A 16,083-nucleotide genomic window follows, 5' to 3' on the forward strand; every position below is an offset into this window, starting at 1 on the left:
GCTTACCGGGAGATTCCTCGATGCGCATTGCCCCCACCCTCGCCGGCCTGTTGCTGGCCGCCCCCTGCCTGGCACAGAGCAACAGCCGCCTGACCCAGGCCCTGGTCTACCCCGGCGGCGCCGAACTCACGCGCGTGGCCCCGGTGGCGGCGGGCGCGCGCGAGTTGGTGTTCAGCTGCCTACCGGCGCGCTTTGAGCCGGACTCGCTGCGCGCCAGCGGCAGCGCCGGCATCCGCGTGGGTGATCTGCGCGTCGAGACGCTGGCGCGCGAACAGGTGCCCGAGTGCAGCGGCAACGAAGCGCTGGAAGCGCGCATCCGCACGCTGGAGGAGCAACGCGGCGGCCTGCTCGCGGAGCGCGGCGCGCTGGACCTGGTGCTGAACTACTTGCGCGGCATCGGTCAGGGCGAGGGCAAGGCCGCCGCCGGCCCCAACGCCCAGGCCGCCGAGGCCCTGCGCCGCCAGGGCGCCGAGGCCCTGAAGGGCCAGGCCATGCTGCAGCGGCGTGTCGAGCAGCTGGAGCGCGAGCTCAAGCCCCTGCAGGCCCAGCGCGAACGCGAGCGCGCCCGCGTGCCGCAATGGCAGAGGGTGACGGTGCGCCTGGCTGCCGCCCAAGACGGCCAGCTCACGCTGCGCTACCAAACTCGCTTTGCCGGCTGGAGCCCGCAATACCAAGCCGACCTGAACAGCGAAAAAGCGCTGGTCGCCTTCGAGCGCCGCGCCGAAGTCAAGCAGGCCACCGGCGAGGCCTGGGACGGAGTCCAACTCACGCTCAGCACCCGCCAACCGCAGCGCCAGATGGGACCCGGCGAGCCCCAGCCCTGGTGGCTGAACAAAGCTGAGCCCGTAATGACGATGGCTGAACGGGCCATGCCCAAGATGGCCCTGGCCGCACCGGCGTCGGATCTGCAAAGGGTGGCCGTGACCGGCAGTCGGATCGCCGAAGAAAACTTTGCGGCTGATGTGATCGAGACCGACATCGATGCCCAGTTCAAGGTTCCCGGCGCCGTCAGCCTGTCGGCCGATAGTGAGGCGCGCAGCTTTGTGCTGGAGCAGCTGAGCTGGCCGGTGCAGCTCATCGCCCAGGTGCAGCCGCAACAGCTGCCTCAGGCCTTCACCATGGCCACGCTCAAACGCCCCGAGGGCTTCTTCCCGCCCGGCCCCCTGCAGTTGCTGCGCGATGGCCAGTTCATCGGCCGTGACCAGTTTGCCCCAGGTGAGGAGAGCGAGCAGCGCCTGTTCTTTGGCCCCGAGGACCGTATTCGCGTGCGCGTCGAGCCCGAGCAGCGCGAAGGCAGCCAAGCCGGTTTCATAGGCAGCCGGCGCGTGGCCACGCTCAAGCGCGCCTGGGTGCTGGAGAACACCAGCGCCAAGGCCCTGGCTGTGCAGATGGTGGAGGCCGCGCCCTTCGCCCAGCACCAGGACATCGAGGTGCAGGCCCGCTTCGAACCCGCCCCGGCGGAGAAACGCTGGCGCGAGCTCGATGGCGTGACCGTCTGGCGCACAAATCTAGCCCCCAAGCAGAGCCAGCGCTTCAGCGGCGATTACCGGCTGAGCGCTCCCAAGGACATGGCGGTGGCCGGCTGGCCCTGACGCTCCAGCGAGGCGGAGACAATCCGCCCCCCATGCCCCTGTCTGCCGATCTCCAAGAAGCCCAGTCCGTCCTGCAGCAGGTCTTCGGCTATCCGTCTTTCCGGGGCCTGCAGGGCGAGGTCATCGAGCAGGTGATTGGCGGCCAGGATGCCCTGGTGCTGATGCCCACGGGCGCCGGCAAGTCGCTGTGCTACCAGGTGCCGGCCATCGTGCGCCAGCGCCGTGGGCAGGGCGTCACGGTGGTGGTCAGCCCGCTGATCGCGCTGATGCACGATCAGGTGGGGGCGCTCGAAGAAGTGGGCGTGCGCGCCGCCTTCCTGAATTCCACACTGGACTTCGAGGCCACCAAGCGCATCGAACGGGAGTTGCTGGCCGGCGAGCTGACCCTCCTCTACGCCGCGCCCGAGCGCATCACCAACCCGCGCTTCCAGGCCTTGCTCGACTCCCTGCATGAGCGCGACAAGCTCGGGCTCTTTGCCATCGACGAGGCCCATTGCGTCAGCCAGTGGGGCCACGACTTCCGCGAGGACTATCTGCAGCTCAGCCTGCTGCATGAGCGCTATCCCCATGTGCCGCGCCTGGCCCTGACCGCCACCGCCGACCAGCACACGCGGGCCGACATGGTGGAGCGCCTGCAATTGCAGGACGCCCAGCTCTTCATCAGCAGCTTTGACCGCCCCAATATCCGCTACCGGGTGGTGGAAAAGAAGGATCCCCGCGCCCAGTTCCTGCGCTTTCTGTATGACGAGCACCGCGAAGGCGGCGCGCAGGACGCGGGCATCGTCTACTGCGGCAGCCGCAAAAAGGTGGACGAAACGGCCGAGTGGCTGCAGCAGCAGGGCATCCAGGCCCTGCCGTATCACGCGGGGCTGGACCAAGGCCTGCGCGCCAAGAACCAAGACCGCTTTCTGCGCGAAGAGGGGCTGGTGATGGTGGCCACCATCGCCTTCGGCATGGGCATCGACAAACCCGATGTGCGCTTCGTGGCCCACCTGGACCTGCCCAAGAACATCGAGGGCTACTACCAGGAGACCGGCCGCGCCGGCCGCGACGGCGAGGCCGCCAATGCCTGGATGGCCTATGGCCTGGCCGATGTGGTGCAGCAGCGCCGCATGATCGACGAGAGCCCGGCACACGAAGAGTTCAAACGCATCCAGCGCGGCAAGCTGGACGCCCTGCTGGCCCTGGCCGAGAGCACCGACTGCCGGCGTGCGCGCTTGCTGAACTATTTTGGCGAAGACACCGGCCCTCAATACCGCTGCCAGAACTGCGACAACTGCCTGCTGCCGCCGGCGCTCTGGGACGCCACCGAGCCGGCGCGCATGGCGCTGTCCTGCATCTACCGCTTTCAGAAAGAGCGCGGGCAGCGCTTCGGCGCCGGCCATCTGATCGACGTGCTGCGCGGCAAGGCCACGGACAAGACGCGCCAGCACCGCCACCAGGAGCTCAGCACCTGGGGCATCGGCAAGATGGTGAGCGAGACGCAGTGGCGGGCGGTGTTGCGCCAACTCATCGCCCTGGGCGCCATCGAGGTCGAAGCCGAGTACCAAACCCTGACCCTGGGCGAGGCCGCCAAGCCGGTGCTGCGCGGCGAACAGACCGTGCGTCTGCGCGAAGGCAGTGGCGAAGGCCGGGTCAGCAAGACGCGCAAGACCGCCAGCACGGCCGCGGCGCTGCCCAGCCTGGACGCCCCTGCGCAGGCGCGCCTGGAGGCCCTGAAAGCCTGGCGCACCGAGGTGGCCCGCGAGCACGATCTACCGGCCTACCTGATCTTCCCCAACAGCACCCTGCACGAGCTGGCCGCACGGGCGCCCAGCAGCTTGGACGAGGTGGCCGCCATCAACGGCGTCGGCGCCAAAAAGCTGGAGGCTTATGGGCGCGAGATCCTGCGTGTACTGAATCAGTCGTAGCGGGCGTACAAGGCCTGGAGGCTGCCATCACGGCGTGCCACATCGATGGCTTGATTGAGTTCAGCCAGACTGACCGCGGCCTTGGGCCCCAACGCGCATTGGGTCAAGAGACTGCTGACCGGCAGTCGAGGGTGCAGCTTCAAGGCCGGCTGCGTCTGCGCCAGCACATGGCTGAGCAATCGCCCCTCGACCACCGCATGGTCCAGGCGGCCAGCCGCCAACTTGCGCAAATTGGCCAGGGCATTGGGCGCGTCATCGCGCAAGAACTCCGCCTCCAGGGCGCGCTCCAACTCCACATAAACAAAACCCAGCACCGTGCCGATGCGCTGGCCGCGCAGATCCTGCAGCCGACGCGGGGCCGGCACTTCGGCGCGCGTCACCAACACATCCTGCTGTCGGAAAAAGGCTTGGCTCCACTGCAAGGGGCCTGGTAACCAAGCGGGGAGATAGGTGCAAACGAAGTCCGCGTCGCCGCGTTCCAGAGCCTCAAGCACGCGTTTGCGCGGCACTGCGATGTAGCGCAGCTCATGCCCCATGCGCTGCGCCAGCACCCGGCCCAACGCATGGTTCATGCCGCCTACCACTTGGTTGTCTTGCACCAGGGCCATGGGCATTTCGGTGGCGCTGTCGATGGCCATCACCAGGGGCCGAGGCTGGGCATGCGCCAGCCCAAGGCCAAAAAGCAGCCCCGCAAGCAGGACCGCCCTCAAGGCCAGGCACTCAGGCGGCCACTCAGGTCCTCAGCCGGGATGGGCTTGGAAAACAGATAGCCCTGCTGCTGATGGCAACGTGCCGCCAGCAGGAAGTCGCGCTGGGCCTCGGTCTCCACCCCCTCGGCCACCACTTCGATGTCCAGAGCCTCGGCCAGCCCCAAGACCGCGCGCACCAGCACGCAGTCGTCAGGGTCATCGGGCAGATCGCGCACGAAGCTGCGGTCCACCTTGAGCTTTTGCGGCCGCAACAGCTTCAAGTAGGCCAGCGAGGAATAGCCGGTGCCGAAATCATCCACCGCCAACGCCAGCCCCAGGCCGCGCAAGGCCTGGATGGTCTGCATGGATGACTCGGAGTCGCTCATCAAGGTGCTTTCGGTCAACTCGATGGTCAGCTCGCCCTTGCCCACGCCATAGGCACGGATCAAGTCGCCCAACTGCTCGACCAGGCGGCTGTCGCGGAAGTGCGAGGCCGACAAGTTGACCGCCACCGACCCCGGATGCCGACCCATGGACTTCCAGCGCGCCAGCTGCTGGCAGGCGGCTTCCAAGGTCCAGGCACCCAGCTCCCGGATCTGGCCGCTGTCCTCAGCCACTGGGATGAAGGTGCCGGGATAAAGCAGGCCACGCGTGGGGTGCTGCCAGCGCACCAAGGCTTCGACCGAGCCCACCGTGCCCTTGCGCGCATCCATCACCGGTTGGTAGTGCAGCACCAGTTGGCCAGCCCGAATCGCCTCGGCCAACTCGCGCTCCATCTCCAGCCGTTCGGCCAGGGCCGCATCCATATCGGCCTGGTAGAAGCTGAAGCGAGCCCGGCCACCCTGCTTGGCTTGGTACATGGCCATGTCGGCGTGGCGCACCAGCTCATCAAAGCCTTCGCCATCCTGTGGGAACAGAGCGACGCCGACGCTGGCCGACACACTGGCCTGCTGCCCACCCTGCAGCTCAAAACCCTCGGACAGCGAACTCAGCATGCGCTGCACCGTGATCTGCACGTTCTCCAGGCTGGTGGCCTCGCGCAGCAGCAACAAGAACTCATCCCCGCTGATGCGGCAGACCAGGTCCGAACCGCGCACCGCCGCCCGCAGGCGTTCACTGACGATCAGCAGCAGCCGGTCGCCGGCCGCATGGCCCAGGGTGTCGTTGATGTTCTTGAAACGGTCCAGATCGACAAACAGCAGGGCCAACTGCTGGTTGTTGCGACGGGCAAAAGCCGCTTCGTGGGTGAAGACCTCGCGAAACAACGTGCGGTTGGGCAGCTGGGTCAGGTGGTCGTACATCGCCATCTGACGCAGTTGGGTGTTCTTGGCCTCCATGTCGGCCAGCAGCCCGTCAATCTGCTGACCGGTGTGGTTCAGGTGCTCGCCCAACTCACCCAATTCATCGCCACGGTGCCAGTCCACCGCCGGGTGCGGCTCGCGCGCCGCAATGGCACTGGCCTGGCGCTTCAAGGCCTCAATGGGCCGCACCAAGCGCCAATAGAGCACCAGCAAGATGATGGCGCCACCCAGCACCACCTGCAGGCCGACGATGGCAGCGATCTGATTGCGGCGCTCGCGCACCAGGCGCTCGGTGGCGCCGTCGTCAAAGCCCACCGTCAGCGTGCCCAGCACCACGCCCTCGCGGCGAATGGCCGAGGCCAGCAACACCGTGGGCCAGCTCTCGGCGCACTTGACACGCTTGAGCTCCTGCGCGCCGGGCCGCTCCTCAACCAGACTGACCGAGCACACACTGGCGTCGGCCAACAACTGCTCCACCGCCCGCTGCGTGGCCTGTGCATCCAGCACCCACAGGGGATCGACCAGCGAGGTCGATGCCAGGCTCAGCACCGCCGAGCGCTGACCCTCGAGGATGGGCTCGACGCTGCGCCGCATGAAGGCGTCGGACAGGGCCAAGACCACCAGGGCGGGCGCCGCGATGCCGACCACGACGGCCAACAAAATCATCTGACGCAGCGAGAGCTTGAATCGCATCGGCATCCGTTAAAGGGGTGCGGGCGGGCGGACCATTGTGCGTCAGGAAGATCCAGCACCCACCCTGGGGCCAGCCCTCAGTGTGCCGGCGAGCCCGGGCGCCCGCCGCGTGTGCGATTGCGCTCGGTCGCCAGTTCATCCTCGCGCAGGCGCTCGGCCGCACTCAGGGCCCGCGGCCGACTCAAGGCCACCGCGCCCTGGTCCAGGTTCTGGCCCCAGGTCAGCCCGGCCTTCAACAGACGCGGTGCGGCCAGGCCGTCCACCGTCGACGCGGGCAACCAAGGCATGACTTCGGCCAGCACCAATTGCAGGCGCGGGCGGATCAGGGCCTCGCCAATGCGCCCACGCTGACCCCAATGCACGCGCAGATCGGCACTCGAGGCGCCATCGACCAATCTATTGGTCACCGCCACATCGCGCATGACGCCGTAGCGCAGCTGCATCAGGGCCTCCTCGACCAGCATGGCGGTGTCTTCGCGCGGCGGTTCTCCAGCCAGTTCAGACTCTCTTGGCCACGCATAGCTGTAGTCATCCGTCACCTTGTCGCCCACAAAAAAAGTGGTGACATCCGAGGGCAAAAAGCGGTTCTGCTGATCTGAAGCCTGGACCCTTCCTTCTCGGTCGAAAAGCACACGGCCCAAGTCAACCATTTCCTGAGATCGGAACGGCTGCTGTTGACGCAACAAGTCCGAAGGAGAAGCGCTTGGCTTTGACTCGAACACCTTGCGCGAGGGGTTCAACACGGCGTGCAGGCGCGGCGGCACCAGGTCGGCGGCATGGGTCAGCTCGTGATACAGCAAACGCGCCAATTCAATTCGGGCCTCGTCCAGGCTGCGGCTGCTGCGCTCGGCCACCGGGCGCGCGGGCGTGGCGTACTGGTTGTCCTTCACGTAGCGCCAGGGCATCGTGTACTGCAGCAAGGGGCCATTGGCACTGCGAGGGTCCGGCGCCTCGCTCAGGGTGTCGCGCTGCTCGGGCGTCAACCACAGGTAGGCGCCGTCCAAATAGATGGCGCCGGTGGTGTTCCAGTAAAAGGCCGGTCGCACCCGTCCGCCAATCACCACGGCCGTGGTGCTGGCCAGCATGCGGCGGAAGTCACCGTGCGGATCGTGCTCGCGAAGAAATCGCTCGAACACCTCACCCATCCAGTCGTGGCTCACCAGCACACGCTGCATCACCTGCTCGATGGTGGGCGTCACGCCGCCCTGCCCCAGCAGGGGCAACTCGCCCAAGGTGCACAGATTGTTCGGGTTCCACTGCAGGGCCGGGGTGTAGATGCAGCGGGCCAGGGCCGCCGCATGCGGCCCATTCGCCTGATAGGGATAGACGCGGGTGGCCGCACTGCTGCCATTGAAGAGTGGGCTGGCCGCCGGGCTGGGCGGCGGCTGCACCAAGAGCCGGAACTCGTCCTGTACCTGGCTGCCATTGGCCAGGGTGAGGGTGGCGCGCAACACCAGCAACTCATCGGTGCTCACCGACGGTGCCGACAGCACCAGCAAACTGCTGGCGCTGTCAGCCAAGGTCAGAGCCGGCCCGCTGACGCGCTCCCAGCGCACCCGGCTGCCGCTCAGCTCAGCCGCGCTATAACCCTGCGGCCAAGCTCGCACCGAGGTCTGGCCCCCGCCCCAAACGCTGGGCTCGCCGCGCGTCAGCAGACCGCGCGGCAGATCATTGGGCGCCACCACCAAGTCGACCGACCCCGAATGGCTGCGGCCCTGGGCATCGCCGAATTGCACGGTAAACCGCTGGGTGCCAGGCAGGGTGGGCGTCAGTGTCAGCGCCGGCGCGCGAGCCGACAACAAAGCTTGAGTGTTGGGGCCACTCTGGCTCCACTGGATATTGGCCAAGGCGCCGCCGCAAGAAAGCAGGTGCAGTTCGCTACTGCGCCCCACCACCAGAGGCTCGGTGTCCAGCCGGGCCAGCGAGCCCGCCTCGCAACGGCTGCTCAGCGGCGGCACGGTCACCACCGGCTGTGGCTCCGCGCCGCCACCGCCGCCGCCCCCACAACCGGCCAACACCGACAGCCCGGCCACCGTCACCGCCCGCACCCAGCACCGCATCACGCATCCCCGGTCATAAACACCCTGCCGCCTATGATGCCCGGTTACACAGCCCGAGCCTCTCCCGATGTCCACTGAGTCCGCCTGGATCCGCGTGCGCGGCGCGCGCACCCACAACCTGAAGGCCATCGACGTCGATCTGCCCAAACACAGCCTGGTGGTCATCACCGGTCTGTCGGGCTCGGGCAAGTCCAGCCTGGCCTTCGACACCCTGTATGCCGAGGGGCAGCGACGCTACGTCGAGAGCTTGAGCGCCTACGCGCGCCAGTTCCTGCAGCTGATGGACAAGCCCGAGGTCGATCTGATCGAAGGCCTGTCGCCCGCCATCTCCATCGAGCAAAAGGCCACCAGTCACAACCCGCGCTCCACGGTCGGCACGGTGACCGAGATCCACGACCACCTGCGCCTTTTGTTCGCCCGCGCCGGCACGCCCTATTGCCCCGACCATGGTCTGGCGCTGGAGGCCCAGTCGGTCAGCCAGATGGTGGACGCCGTGCTGGCCTTGCCGGAAGGCAGCAAGCTGATGCTGCTGGCTCCCCTGGCACGAGAGAAGAAGGGCGAGTTCAGCGACGTCTTCACCGCCCTGCAGGCCCAGGGCTTTGTGCGCTTCCGGGTCGACGGCCATATCGTCGAAGCCAGCGAGTTGCCGGCGCTCAAGAAGACAGAAAAGCACGACATCGATGTGGTGGTGGACCGCATCAAGCTCGGCGCCGACGCCGCCACAACCCTGCGCCAGCGTCTGGCCGAGAGCTTTGAGACCGCGCTGCGCCTCTCCGAAGGCCGCGCCCTGGTGCTGGACATGGGCGCCAAGGAAGCGCTGGGCCGCTCCCAAGCTTCCTTGACCCCCTCGGGGGGCGGGGCGCCCTTGGGCGCACCTGGGGGCGAACAAGTCCGAGAGCAGCTGTTCTCCAGCAAGTTCGCCTGCCCGATCTGCAGCCATGCGCTGGCCGAGCTGGAGCCGCGCCTGTTCAGCTTCAACTCCCCCAGCGGCGCTTGCCCGGACTGTGAGGGCCTGGGCCAGGTGCTGGGCTTCGACCCAGCACGCGTGGTGGCCTTTCCCTCGCTCAGTTTGGGCAGTGGCGCCGTCAAAGGCTGGGACCGCCGCAACCCCTACACCTTCGGCCTGCTCGAAGGAGTGGCCAAGCACTACAGCTTCGACATCGAGACGCCCTTTGAGGAACTGCCCGAGAACGCACGCCACGTGCTGCTCCACGGCTCGGGCGAGGAGGAGATCGAGTTCGCCTACGTGAGCGAGTCGGCCAGCGGCCGCAAGCGCACGGTCAAGCGCCACCATCCCTTCGAGGGCATCCTCACCAATCTGCAGCGGCGCTACAAGGAAACCGACAGCGCCGCCGTGCGCGAGGACCTGGCGCGCTACCAGTGCGCGCAGGCCTGTTCAGCCTGCCAGGGCACGCGCTTGAAGCGCGAGGCCCGCCATGTGCATCTGCACGATGCCCGCGAACCCCAGGCCAAGGGCCGCCCGATCTACGAGATCGAGCGCATGACCCTGGCCGATGCACTGGTTTACGTGGAGGGCCTGCAGCTCAAAGGCGCCAAGGCCGAGATCGGCGCCAAGGTGCTGCGGGAAATCGCCGCACGCCTGCGCTTTCTCAACGATGTGGGGCTGAGCTATCTGAATTTGGAGCGCAGCGCCGAGACGCTTTCGGGCGGCGAGGCCCAGCGCATCCGCCTGGCCTCGCAGATCGGCTCCGGCCTGACCGGCGTGATGTATGTGCTCGATGAACCCTCCATCGGCCTGCACCAGCGCGACAACGACCGCCTGATCGCCACCCTGCGCCGCCTGCGTGATCTGGGCAACTCGGTGATCGTGGTCGAACACGACGAAGACGCCATCCGCGCCGCCGATTACTGTCTCGACTTGGGGCCGGGCGCCGGCATCCATGGCGGCCGGGTGCTGGCCGCCGGCACACCTGCGGAGGTGGCGGCCAATCCGAACTCCATCACCGGCCAGTACCTGAGCGGGGCGCGCCGCATTGAGGTGCCCAAGCAACGCCGCCCCTTCGGGCCGGACAAGCTGGTGGTGAACAACGCACGCGGCAACAACCTGAAGGGTGTGACGGCCGAGTTCCCCGTGGGCCTGCTGACCTGCGTGACGGGCGTCTCAGGCTCGGGCAAGAGCACCCTGGTGAACGACACCCTGTACGCCGCCGTGGCCAAGAAGCTCTACGGCAGCCATGCCGAGCCGGCTGCCTTCGACCTGCTCGAAGGCCTGGAGCTGTTCGACAAGGTCATCAACGTCGACCAGTCACCCATCGGCCGCACACCGCGCAGCAACCCGGCCACCTACACAGGCCTGTTCACCCCCATGCGCGAGCTGTTTGCCGAGCTGCCGGTGGCGCGCGAGCGCGGCTACGGCGCCGGCCGCTTCAGCTTCAACGTGGCCGGGGGCCGCTGCGAAAGCTGCCAGGGCGACGGCGTGCTCAAGGTGGAGATGCACTTCCTGCCCGACGTCTACGTGCCTTGCGACGTCTGCCATGGCAGGCGCTACAACCGCGAAACCCTGGAGGTGCTTTACAAGGGCCTGTCCATCGCCGATGTGCTGGAGCTGACGGTGGAGGCCGCCTACGGCCACTTCAACGCCGTGCCCACCCTGCAGCGCAAGCTACAGACCCTGCTGGACGTGGGCCTGGGCTATCTGAAGCTGGGTCAAAGCGCCACCACGCTCTCGGGGGGCGAGGCGCAGCGCGTCAAGCTGGCGCTGGAACTCTCCAAGCGCGACACCGGCCGCACGCTCTACATCCTGGACGAGCCCACCACCGGCCTGCACTTCGCCGACATCGAGTTGCTGCTCAAGGTGCTGCACCAGCTGCGAGACGCCGGCAACACCATCGTGGTGATCGAGCACAACCTGGACGTCATCAAGACGGCCGACTGGCTGATCGATATGGGCCCCGAAGGCGGCGCCGGCGGCGGCCAGATGGTGGCCTGCGGCACACCCGAGCAAGTGGCCGCCCATCCGGACAGCCACACCGGGCGCTACTTGGCCGAGTTGCTCAGGCGCTGAGGTCTTTCCCCAGTCGTTTGCGCAGGCCGAGGGCCAACAGGCCCAGGCCGAACATCGCCCAGGTCGACGGTTCGGGCACGGCCGGGGTCACAGGCGGCACCGGGTCCGGACCCGGCAGCGGGCTGGGCGGCAGCGGCGGCACACCCCCAGGAGGGGTTGGCGTGGGGCCGCTCAGCGGGGTGAAGTTGGGCGAGGGCGTCAGGGTCGGCACCTGAGCCAACTGCGCAAAGCTCGTAGGCAAGGGCTGAACCGGCGCCGCACCGGCGGCGGGGGCCTCGAAGTCCAGCGGCGTGTCGTCCACGGGCTTGGCGGCCAACACCTGCGGCTCTTCCTGCGCGGCACCTGCCACTGGCGGTGCGGCACGGGTGACGCGGCTGACATTGCGGCAGACCGTGGGCACGATGATGCAGTGGCCATCTTCGCAATAGACCAGACCGCGCTCCTGGTGCTGGTCACTCCATTTGGCACGACTCACCGTCTGGCAAACCTTGCCACGACCAAAGTGCATATCGCGAATCTCAGGCGCGTAACGAGCCTTGCCTTCGATGGCATCGCGCTTGATGACAGCCATCTCGTCGTACTGGCGCGCTTGCATGCGGGCCTTGAGCTTGGCTCGGGTGGCCGTCGGGATGTCTTTGTAGCGGTCCACAGCCGCGACCACATCGCCCATGAAGGGGTCCACCCCCGGGCGATCCCAGGAGCAACTCGGCAGCGTGGCGGTGGCGGAACTGGCGGCCAGGGCCAGCGTGGCGATCAGGGACATGGTTTCTCCGGCGCGGCGGGCGAGCGTCACCAACCGTTACAGCTCGGGCGCGAGTCTAAGAAGAGCGGCGACTGGAATGGGCCGGCAAGCGGCCTCAACTGCCACCTAGTTCACGCCCAAGGCGAGCACGTGCAACGCGCTGTCGCGTCAGGGCAAAAAAAGAGCCCGGTCAAGACCGGGCTCGTCCGTTCGGCGCCGAAAGCGCCGAGTCGGCTTTACTTCAGGTGGCTGCTGATCAGCTTGGTCATCTCGAACATATCGGCCTTGGCCTTGCCGAAGATTTCCTTCAGCTTGGCATCGGCAACGATGACGCGCTTCTGCACCGCATCCTGCAGCTTGTTCTTCTTGATGTATTCCCACACCTTCTTGGTGATTTCGGTGCGGGGCAGCGGCTTGTCGCCCACGATGGCGGCCAGCGCAGCGCTGGGCGTCAGGGCCTTCATGAAGGCCGCGTTCGGGGTGCGCTTCTTGGCGGGCGCAGCAGCCTTCTTGGCCGGGGCCGCAGCCTTCTTGGCGGGCGCAGCGGCCTTCTTGGCCGGAGCAGCAGCCTTCTTGGCCGGTGCAGCGGCCTTCTTGGCCGGGGCGGCCTTCTTTGCGGGCGCGGCCTTCTTGGCCGGAGCCGCCTTCTTCGCAGTTGCCATATGAATCTCTCCGTGCGTTGAGTGAATTGCCGGGCCGGGTAGAAGGTCGTTGAACGAGACGTCCATCGCCTTCAGGTTCTCTCTAGCACCGAGCGGGCGCAATCGTAAGCGCTCCTCTATGAAAAAGACATGCCTCTCATAGAGGAATTGATGCTCTCAAACCCTTGGTGAGGCTTTGACGCATCAATGCGCCGCGTTTTGGGGCAATTTGGGCGCGGTGCGCACGCTTAAGAACATGGTTGCAACCAGGATGGCCACCACCACGCCCAGCGAGGCCAGGACCGGAATCTTGATGACGTCGATCAACATCATCTTGGTACCAATGAAGGCCAGGATCAGCGCCAGGCCATAGCTCAGCAGATGGAACTTGCTGGCCACCGCGGCGAGCAAAAAGTACATGGCGCGCAGACCCAGAATGGCGAAGACATTGCTCGTCAGCACGATGAAGGGATCGGTGGTGATGGCGAAGATGGCGGGAATGGAATCGACCGCAAAGATCACATCGGTCAGGCCCACCAGGCAGATCACCATCAGCAAGGGCGTGGCGATGCGGCGGCCGTTCTCGACGGTGAAGAACTTCTCGCCATCGAACTCACGGCTGACGGGCAGCACGCGGCGCAGCAGCTTGAGCGCCGGGTTGCTCTCCAGGTCGGGCTCCTGCCCCGCGGCCCACCACATCTTGATGCCCGTGATCAGCAAGAAGGCGCCAAACACGTAAAGGATCCAGTGGAACTGCTGCAGCAGCCAGCCGCCGGCCAAGATCATCAGCGTGCGCAAAACGATGGCGCCGATGATGCCGATCATCAGCACCCGCTTCTGATAAGCGGGCGGCACCGCGAAGTAGGTGAAGATCATCAGGAAGACAAAGATGTTGTCCACCGCCAGAGACTTCTCGATGAGGTAGCCGGTCAAAAACTCCAGCGCCTTGGTATTGGCGAGGGCGACATCGCCGCTCTGGTCCTTCACCGCCCACCAGAACATCGCGTTGAAGGCCAGTGACACCGCCACCCAGACGATGGACCAGCGCACCGCCTCCTTGACGCTGACCTCGTGGGCGCCCTGCTTCTTGAGCACCACGAAATCAATGAAGAGCGCCACCAACACGGTGACGACGAAGAAGGCCCACAACCAGGCCGGCGCAATGGTTTGCAGCATGACTCGCTCCAACAAGACCTTGAAGACGCACCCTGGGCGGGTGCGCTCGGATCGAAAGGTCTTGCGGGGACTTCAGGCATGGCCTGAAGGCTGTGGGGCCCGGGTGTCATCGACACCGTACTGACGGATCCCGCACCACACCGCCTAAGCGACGCGCTGCTACTCCCCTTTCGAGTGGGGCGAATTGTGCACCGTCTGCTCAAAGCCCCAGTTCGGCCAGGGCTATGCTGAGCCCATGAATCTTCTGCTTCGTTGGGTGCTGCTGGCCTTGGCTCTGTTAGCAGTAGCTCACCTTTACCCCGGGGTGCAAGTGCGCAGCTTTGGCAGTGCGCTGATCGCCGCTGCGGTGCTGGGCCTCTTCAATGCGCTGCTGCGCCCGCTATTGGTGCTGCTCACCCTGCCCGCGACCCTGTTGACCTTGGGCCTGTTCCTATTCGTCATCAACGCCGCGCTGTTCTGGTCGGCTGCGGCCGTATTGGACGGCTTTGCCGTGCGCAGTTTTGGCGCAGCGCTGCTGGGTTCATTGATCTACAGCGCGTTGGGACTGGTGATCGACCTCGGCCTGCGCCGCCGATAGTTCACGAGGCCCTACTCCGCATCCGGCGGCAGGCCGCGCGGGTAGAGCTCTTGCAACTGCGAGCGACGCTCATAGAACAGGGCGCGCAGTCGCGCATCAATCACCGAGGCCTCCACCGGGTCGGCACCCGGCGCACGCGACAAGCGCAAGCCGGCGCGCAACCGATCAATGGCACCGCGCAAATCGCCGATGGCGGCATGGCCTTCCGCGCGCGCGCGCACCGCGCGCAGGGGCTGCCCCTGCTGCTCCCACAGCAAAGCCGCACGGCGCCAGGCCGGCGCGTCCTTGGGCTGCAGGGCCAAATGCGTTTGCAGCGCCTCCAAGGCCGCCGTGCGAGCCGCCGGCGGCGTTCCCGGTGCCGCAGCCACTTCGGCCCGCAACAGCATCAGAGGGAGGTCCTTCTGCTCCGCATATGGCGCCAGCGCCGCTTGGGCCGCCTCGCCATCCCCCATCAGTGCAGCGCCTTCTGCCCGCAACTGGTCCAGCAGCGCACGCGCCAGGGTCCGGTCGGCCTCACCAAGCTTGGGCAGCCAAGTTGCCGCGGCGCGCAGGGCCCCCTCTGCCCGATCGCGCTGGCGCAATTTGTAGGCCGCCAGCGCCGCGCTGTAGCGCGCGGCAATCTGGGCCGTGGCGTCAGCGTCGCGCGCTCCGACCTCCAGCGCCGCGGCACTCTGCAAGGCTTCGGCGCGCTCGTCCATCAGCACCCGCGCGCGGGCGGCCATCAGCGCATGCCGCAGCAGGCCTTGCGAGGCACCCGACGCAGCATCCAGGCCCGCGCGCTGGCGCGCCTCGGCAATGCGTTCGCTGTTCAACGGGTGCGAGCGCAAATAGGGAAAGGCGCCGTTGTCCATCAAGCGGGTGGACTGCTCCAGCCGCAGGAACATGCGGGCCATGCCGCTGGCCTCATAACCCCCGCCCACCAGCACGGCATGACCCACGCGATCAGCCTCGCGCTCCATATCGCGCGAGAAGCTCAGCTTCTGACGCTGCGCCTCGGTCTGCGCCGCCGACATCACGCCAATCGCCACATCGGTACTGCCCGTCTTGCTGGCGGCCAGGATGCCCAGGAGCGCGCCCAGGATGGTGATGGCCGTGCTCTTGCCCTCGCCCGCCACCCCGCGCGCGATGTGGCGCTGCGTGACGTGGGAGAGCTCGTGCGCCATCACCGAAGCCAGTTCGTCGCGGTCCGCCGTCATCGCCAGCAGGCCCAGATTGAAGACGAAATACCCCCCCGGCCAGGCCGAGGCATTGATATTGCGCTCGCGCACCAGCAGGGTTTCCCAGGCGAAGCGCTCCATCAGCTCCTCGCTGATCTGGCCCTGAGCACGCGCTGCCTGCATCAAGGGCTGCCAGAGCGACTCGATATAGGCCTGCAGCAGCGGGTCATCCAGTACCGAGGGGTCCAGGCGCACCTGGGACATGATCCAGTCGCCGTACTTGCGCTCATCCTGCAAGCCCACCTGCTCGGACACCGAATCGCCCAAGGTGGGCAGTACGGCCGCCCCCTGCGGCAGTGCGGCCCCCGGCAACATCAACAGCGAAAGGCAAAGGGCACGCAGGCGTGGACGGGGGTTCAAAAGGGGCTTGAGCATGGTCATCCAGCAACGCCGGCCATCGGCCGGCCGACATCAGGGCCAGCCCTATCATCGCCCGCCTCTGTCAACTGATTGTTTCTGC

11 protein-coding genes are annotated in these 16,083 nt (G+C 66.8%); 4 read left to right on the forward strand and 7 right to left on the reverse strand.

All coding sequences use genetic code 11. From position 1 onward, the window contains the following. The first annotated feature begins 20 nt into the window (after window positions 1–20). Both FF090_RS18275 and recQ read left to right on the forward strand, forming a co-directional pair. A complete protein-coding gene (locus tag FF090_RS18275; protein ID WP_138858102.1) occupies window positions 21–1,592 on the forward strand; it encodes a DUF4139 domain-containing protein in 1,572 nt (523 codons plus the stop codon). 32 nt (window positions 1,593–1,624) lie between these two features. Further along, a complete protein-coding gene (gene recQ / locus FF090_RS18280) occupies window positions 1,625–3,502 on the forward strand; it encodes a DNA helicase RecQ (RefSeq protein ID WP_138858103.1) in 1,878 nt (625 codons plus the stop codon). Here the strand turns inward: recQ and FF090_RS18285 are convergent. From FF090_RS18285 to FF090_RS18295, 3 genes are all read right to left on the reverse strand, one after another. Then, the gene (locus FF090_RS18285; protein ID WP_138858104.1) at window positions 3,493–4,212 is read right to left on the reverse strand and encodes a substrate-binding periplasmic protein; all 720 of its coding nucleotides are present in this window, start codon (window positions 4,210–4,212) and stop codon (window positions 3,493–3,495) included. The genes recQ and FF090_RS18285 overlap by 10 nt on opposite strands. Next, the gene (locus FF090_RS18290; protein WP_175423720.1) at window positions 4,209–6,185 is read right to left on the reverse strand and encodes a putative bifunctional diguanylate cyclase/phosphodiesterase; all 1,977 of its coding nucleotides are present in this window, start codon (window positions 6,183–6,185) and stop codon (window positions 4,209–4,211) included. Before FF090_RS18290 ends, FF090_RS18285 begins: the two co-directional genes overlap by 4 nt. Before the next feature lie 77 nt (window positions 6,186–6,262). After that, window positions 6,263–8,245, reverse strand: a complete 1,983-nt coding sequence (locus FF090_RS18295; RefSeq protein ID WP_138858106.1) for a hypothetical protein — start codon at window positions 8,243–8,245, stop codon at window positions 6,263–6,265. A 67-nt stretch (window positions 8,246–8,312) separates the two neighbouring features. On the opposite strand from FF090_RS18295, the gene uvrA reads away from it, so the two are divergent. Next, window positions 8,313–11,270 carry an excinuclease ABC subunit UvrA gene (gene uvrA, locus FF090_RS18300; RefSeq protein WP_138858107.1) on the forward strand — a complete coding sequence of 986 codons (2,958 nt, stop codon included), beginning with the start codon at window positions 8,313–8,315 and terminating at the stop codon, window positions 11,268–11,270. Here the strand turns inward: uvrA and FF090_RS18305 are convergent. From FF090_RS18305 to FF090_RS18315, 3 genes are all read right to left on the reverse strand, one after another. After that, a complete protein-coding gene (locus FF090_RS18305; RefSeq protein WP_138858108.1) occupies window positions 11,260–12,033 on the reverse strand; it encodes an MHFG family PEP-CTERM protein in 774 nt (257 codons plus the stop codon). The two genes, uvrA and FF090_RS18305, sit on opposite strands and share 11 nt — an antisense overlap. Window positions 12,034–12,248: 215 nt before the next feature. After that, window positions 12,249–12,674, reverse strand: coding sequence for an SWIB/MDM2 domain-containing protein (locus tag FF090_RS18310; RefSeq protein WP_138858109.1), 426 nt, complete (start codon window positions 12,672–12,674; stop codon window positions 12,249–12,251). A gap of 183 nt (window positions 12,675–12,857) precedes the next feature. Continuing rightward, window positions 12,858–13,826, reverse strand: a complete 969-nt coding sequence (locus tag FF090_RS18315; RefSeq protein ID WP_310732994.1) for a TerC family protein — start codon at window positions 13,824–13,826, stop codon at window positions 12,858–12,860. Window positions 13,827–14,064: 238 nt separating this feature from the next. On the opposite strand from FF090_RS18315, the gene FF090_RS18320 reads away from it, so the two are divergent. After that, window positions 14,065–14,406, forward strand: coding sequence for a phage holin family protein (locus tag FF090_RS18320; RefSeq protein WP_138858111.1), 342 nt, complete (start codon window positions 14,065–14,067; stop codon window positions 14,404–14,406). Between the two features lie 11 nt (window positions 14,407–14,417). On the opposite strand, the gene FF090_RS18325 is transcribed toward FF090_RS18320, so the two are convergent. Beyond that, window positions 14,418–15,998 (reverse strand): M48 family metalloprotease, encoded by a 1,581-nt coding sequence (locus tag FF090_RS18325; RefSeq protein ID WP_175423721.1) that lies wholly within the window; start codon window positions 15,996–15,998, stop codon window positions 14,418–14,420. Window positions 15,999–16,083 lie beyond the last annotated feature (85 nt).

The sequence above is a fragment of the Inhella inkyongensis genome, from assembly GCF_005952805.1.
Classification (GTDB): domain Bacteria; phylum Pseudomonadota; class Gammaproteobacteria; order Burkholderiales; family Burkholderiaceae_C; genus Inhella; species Inhella inkyongensis.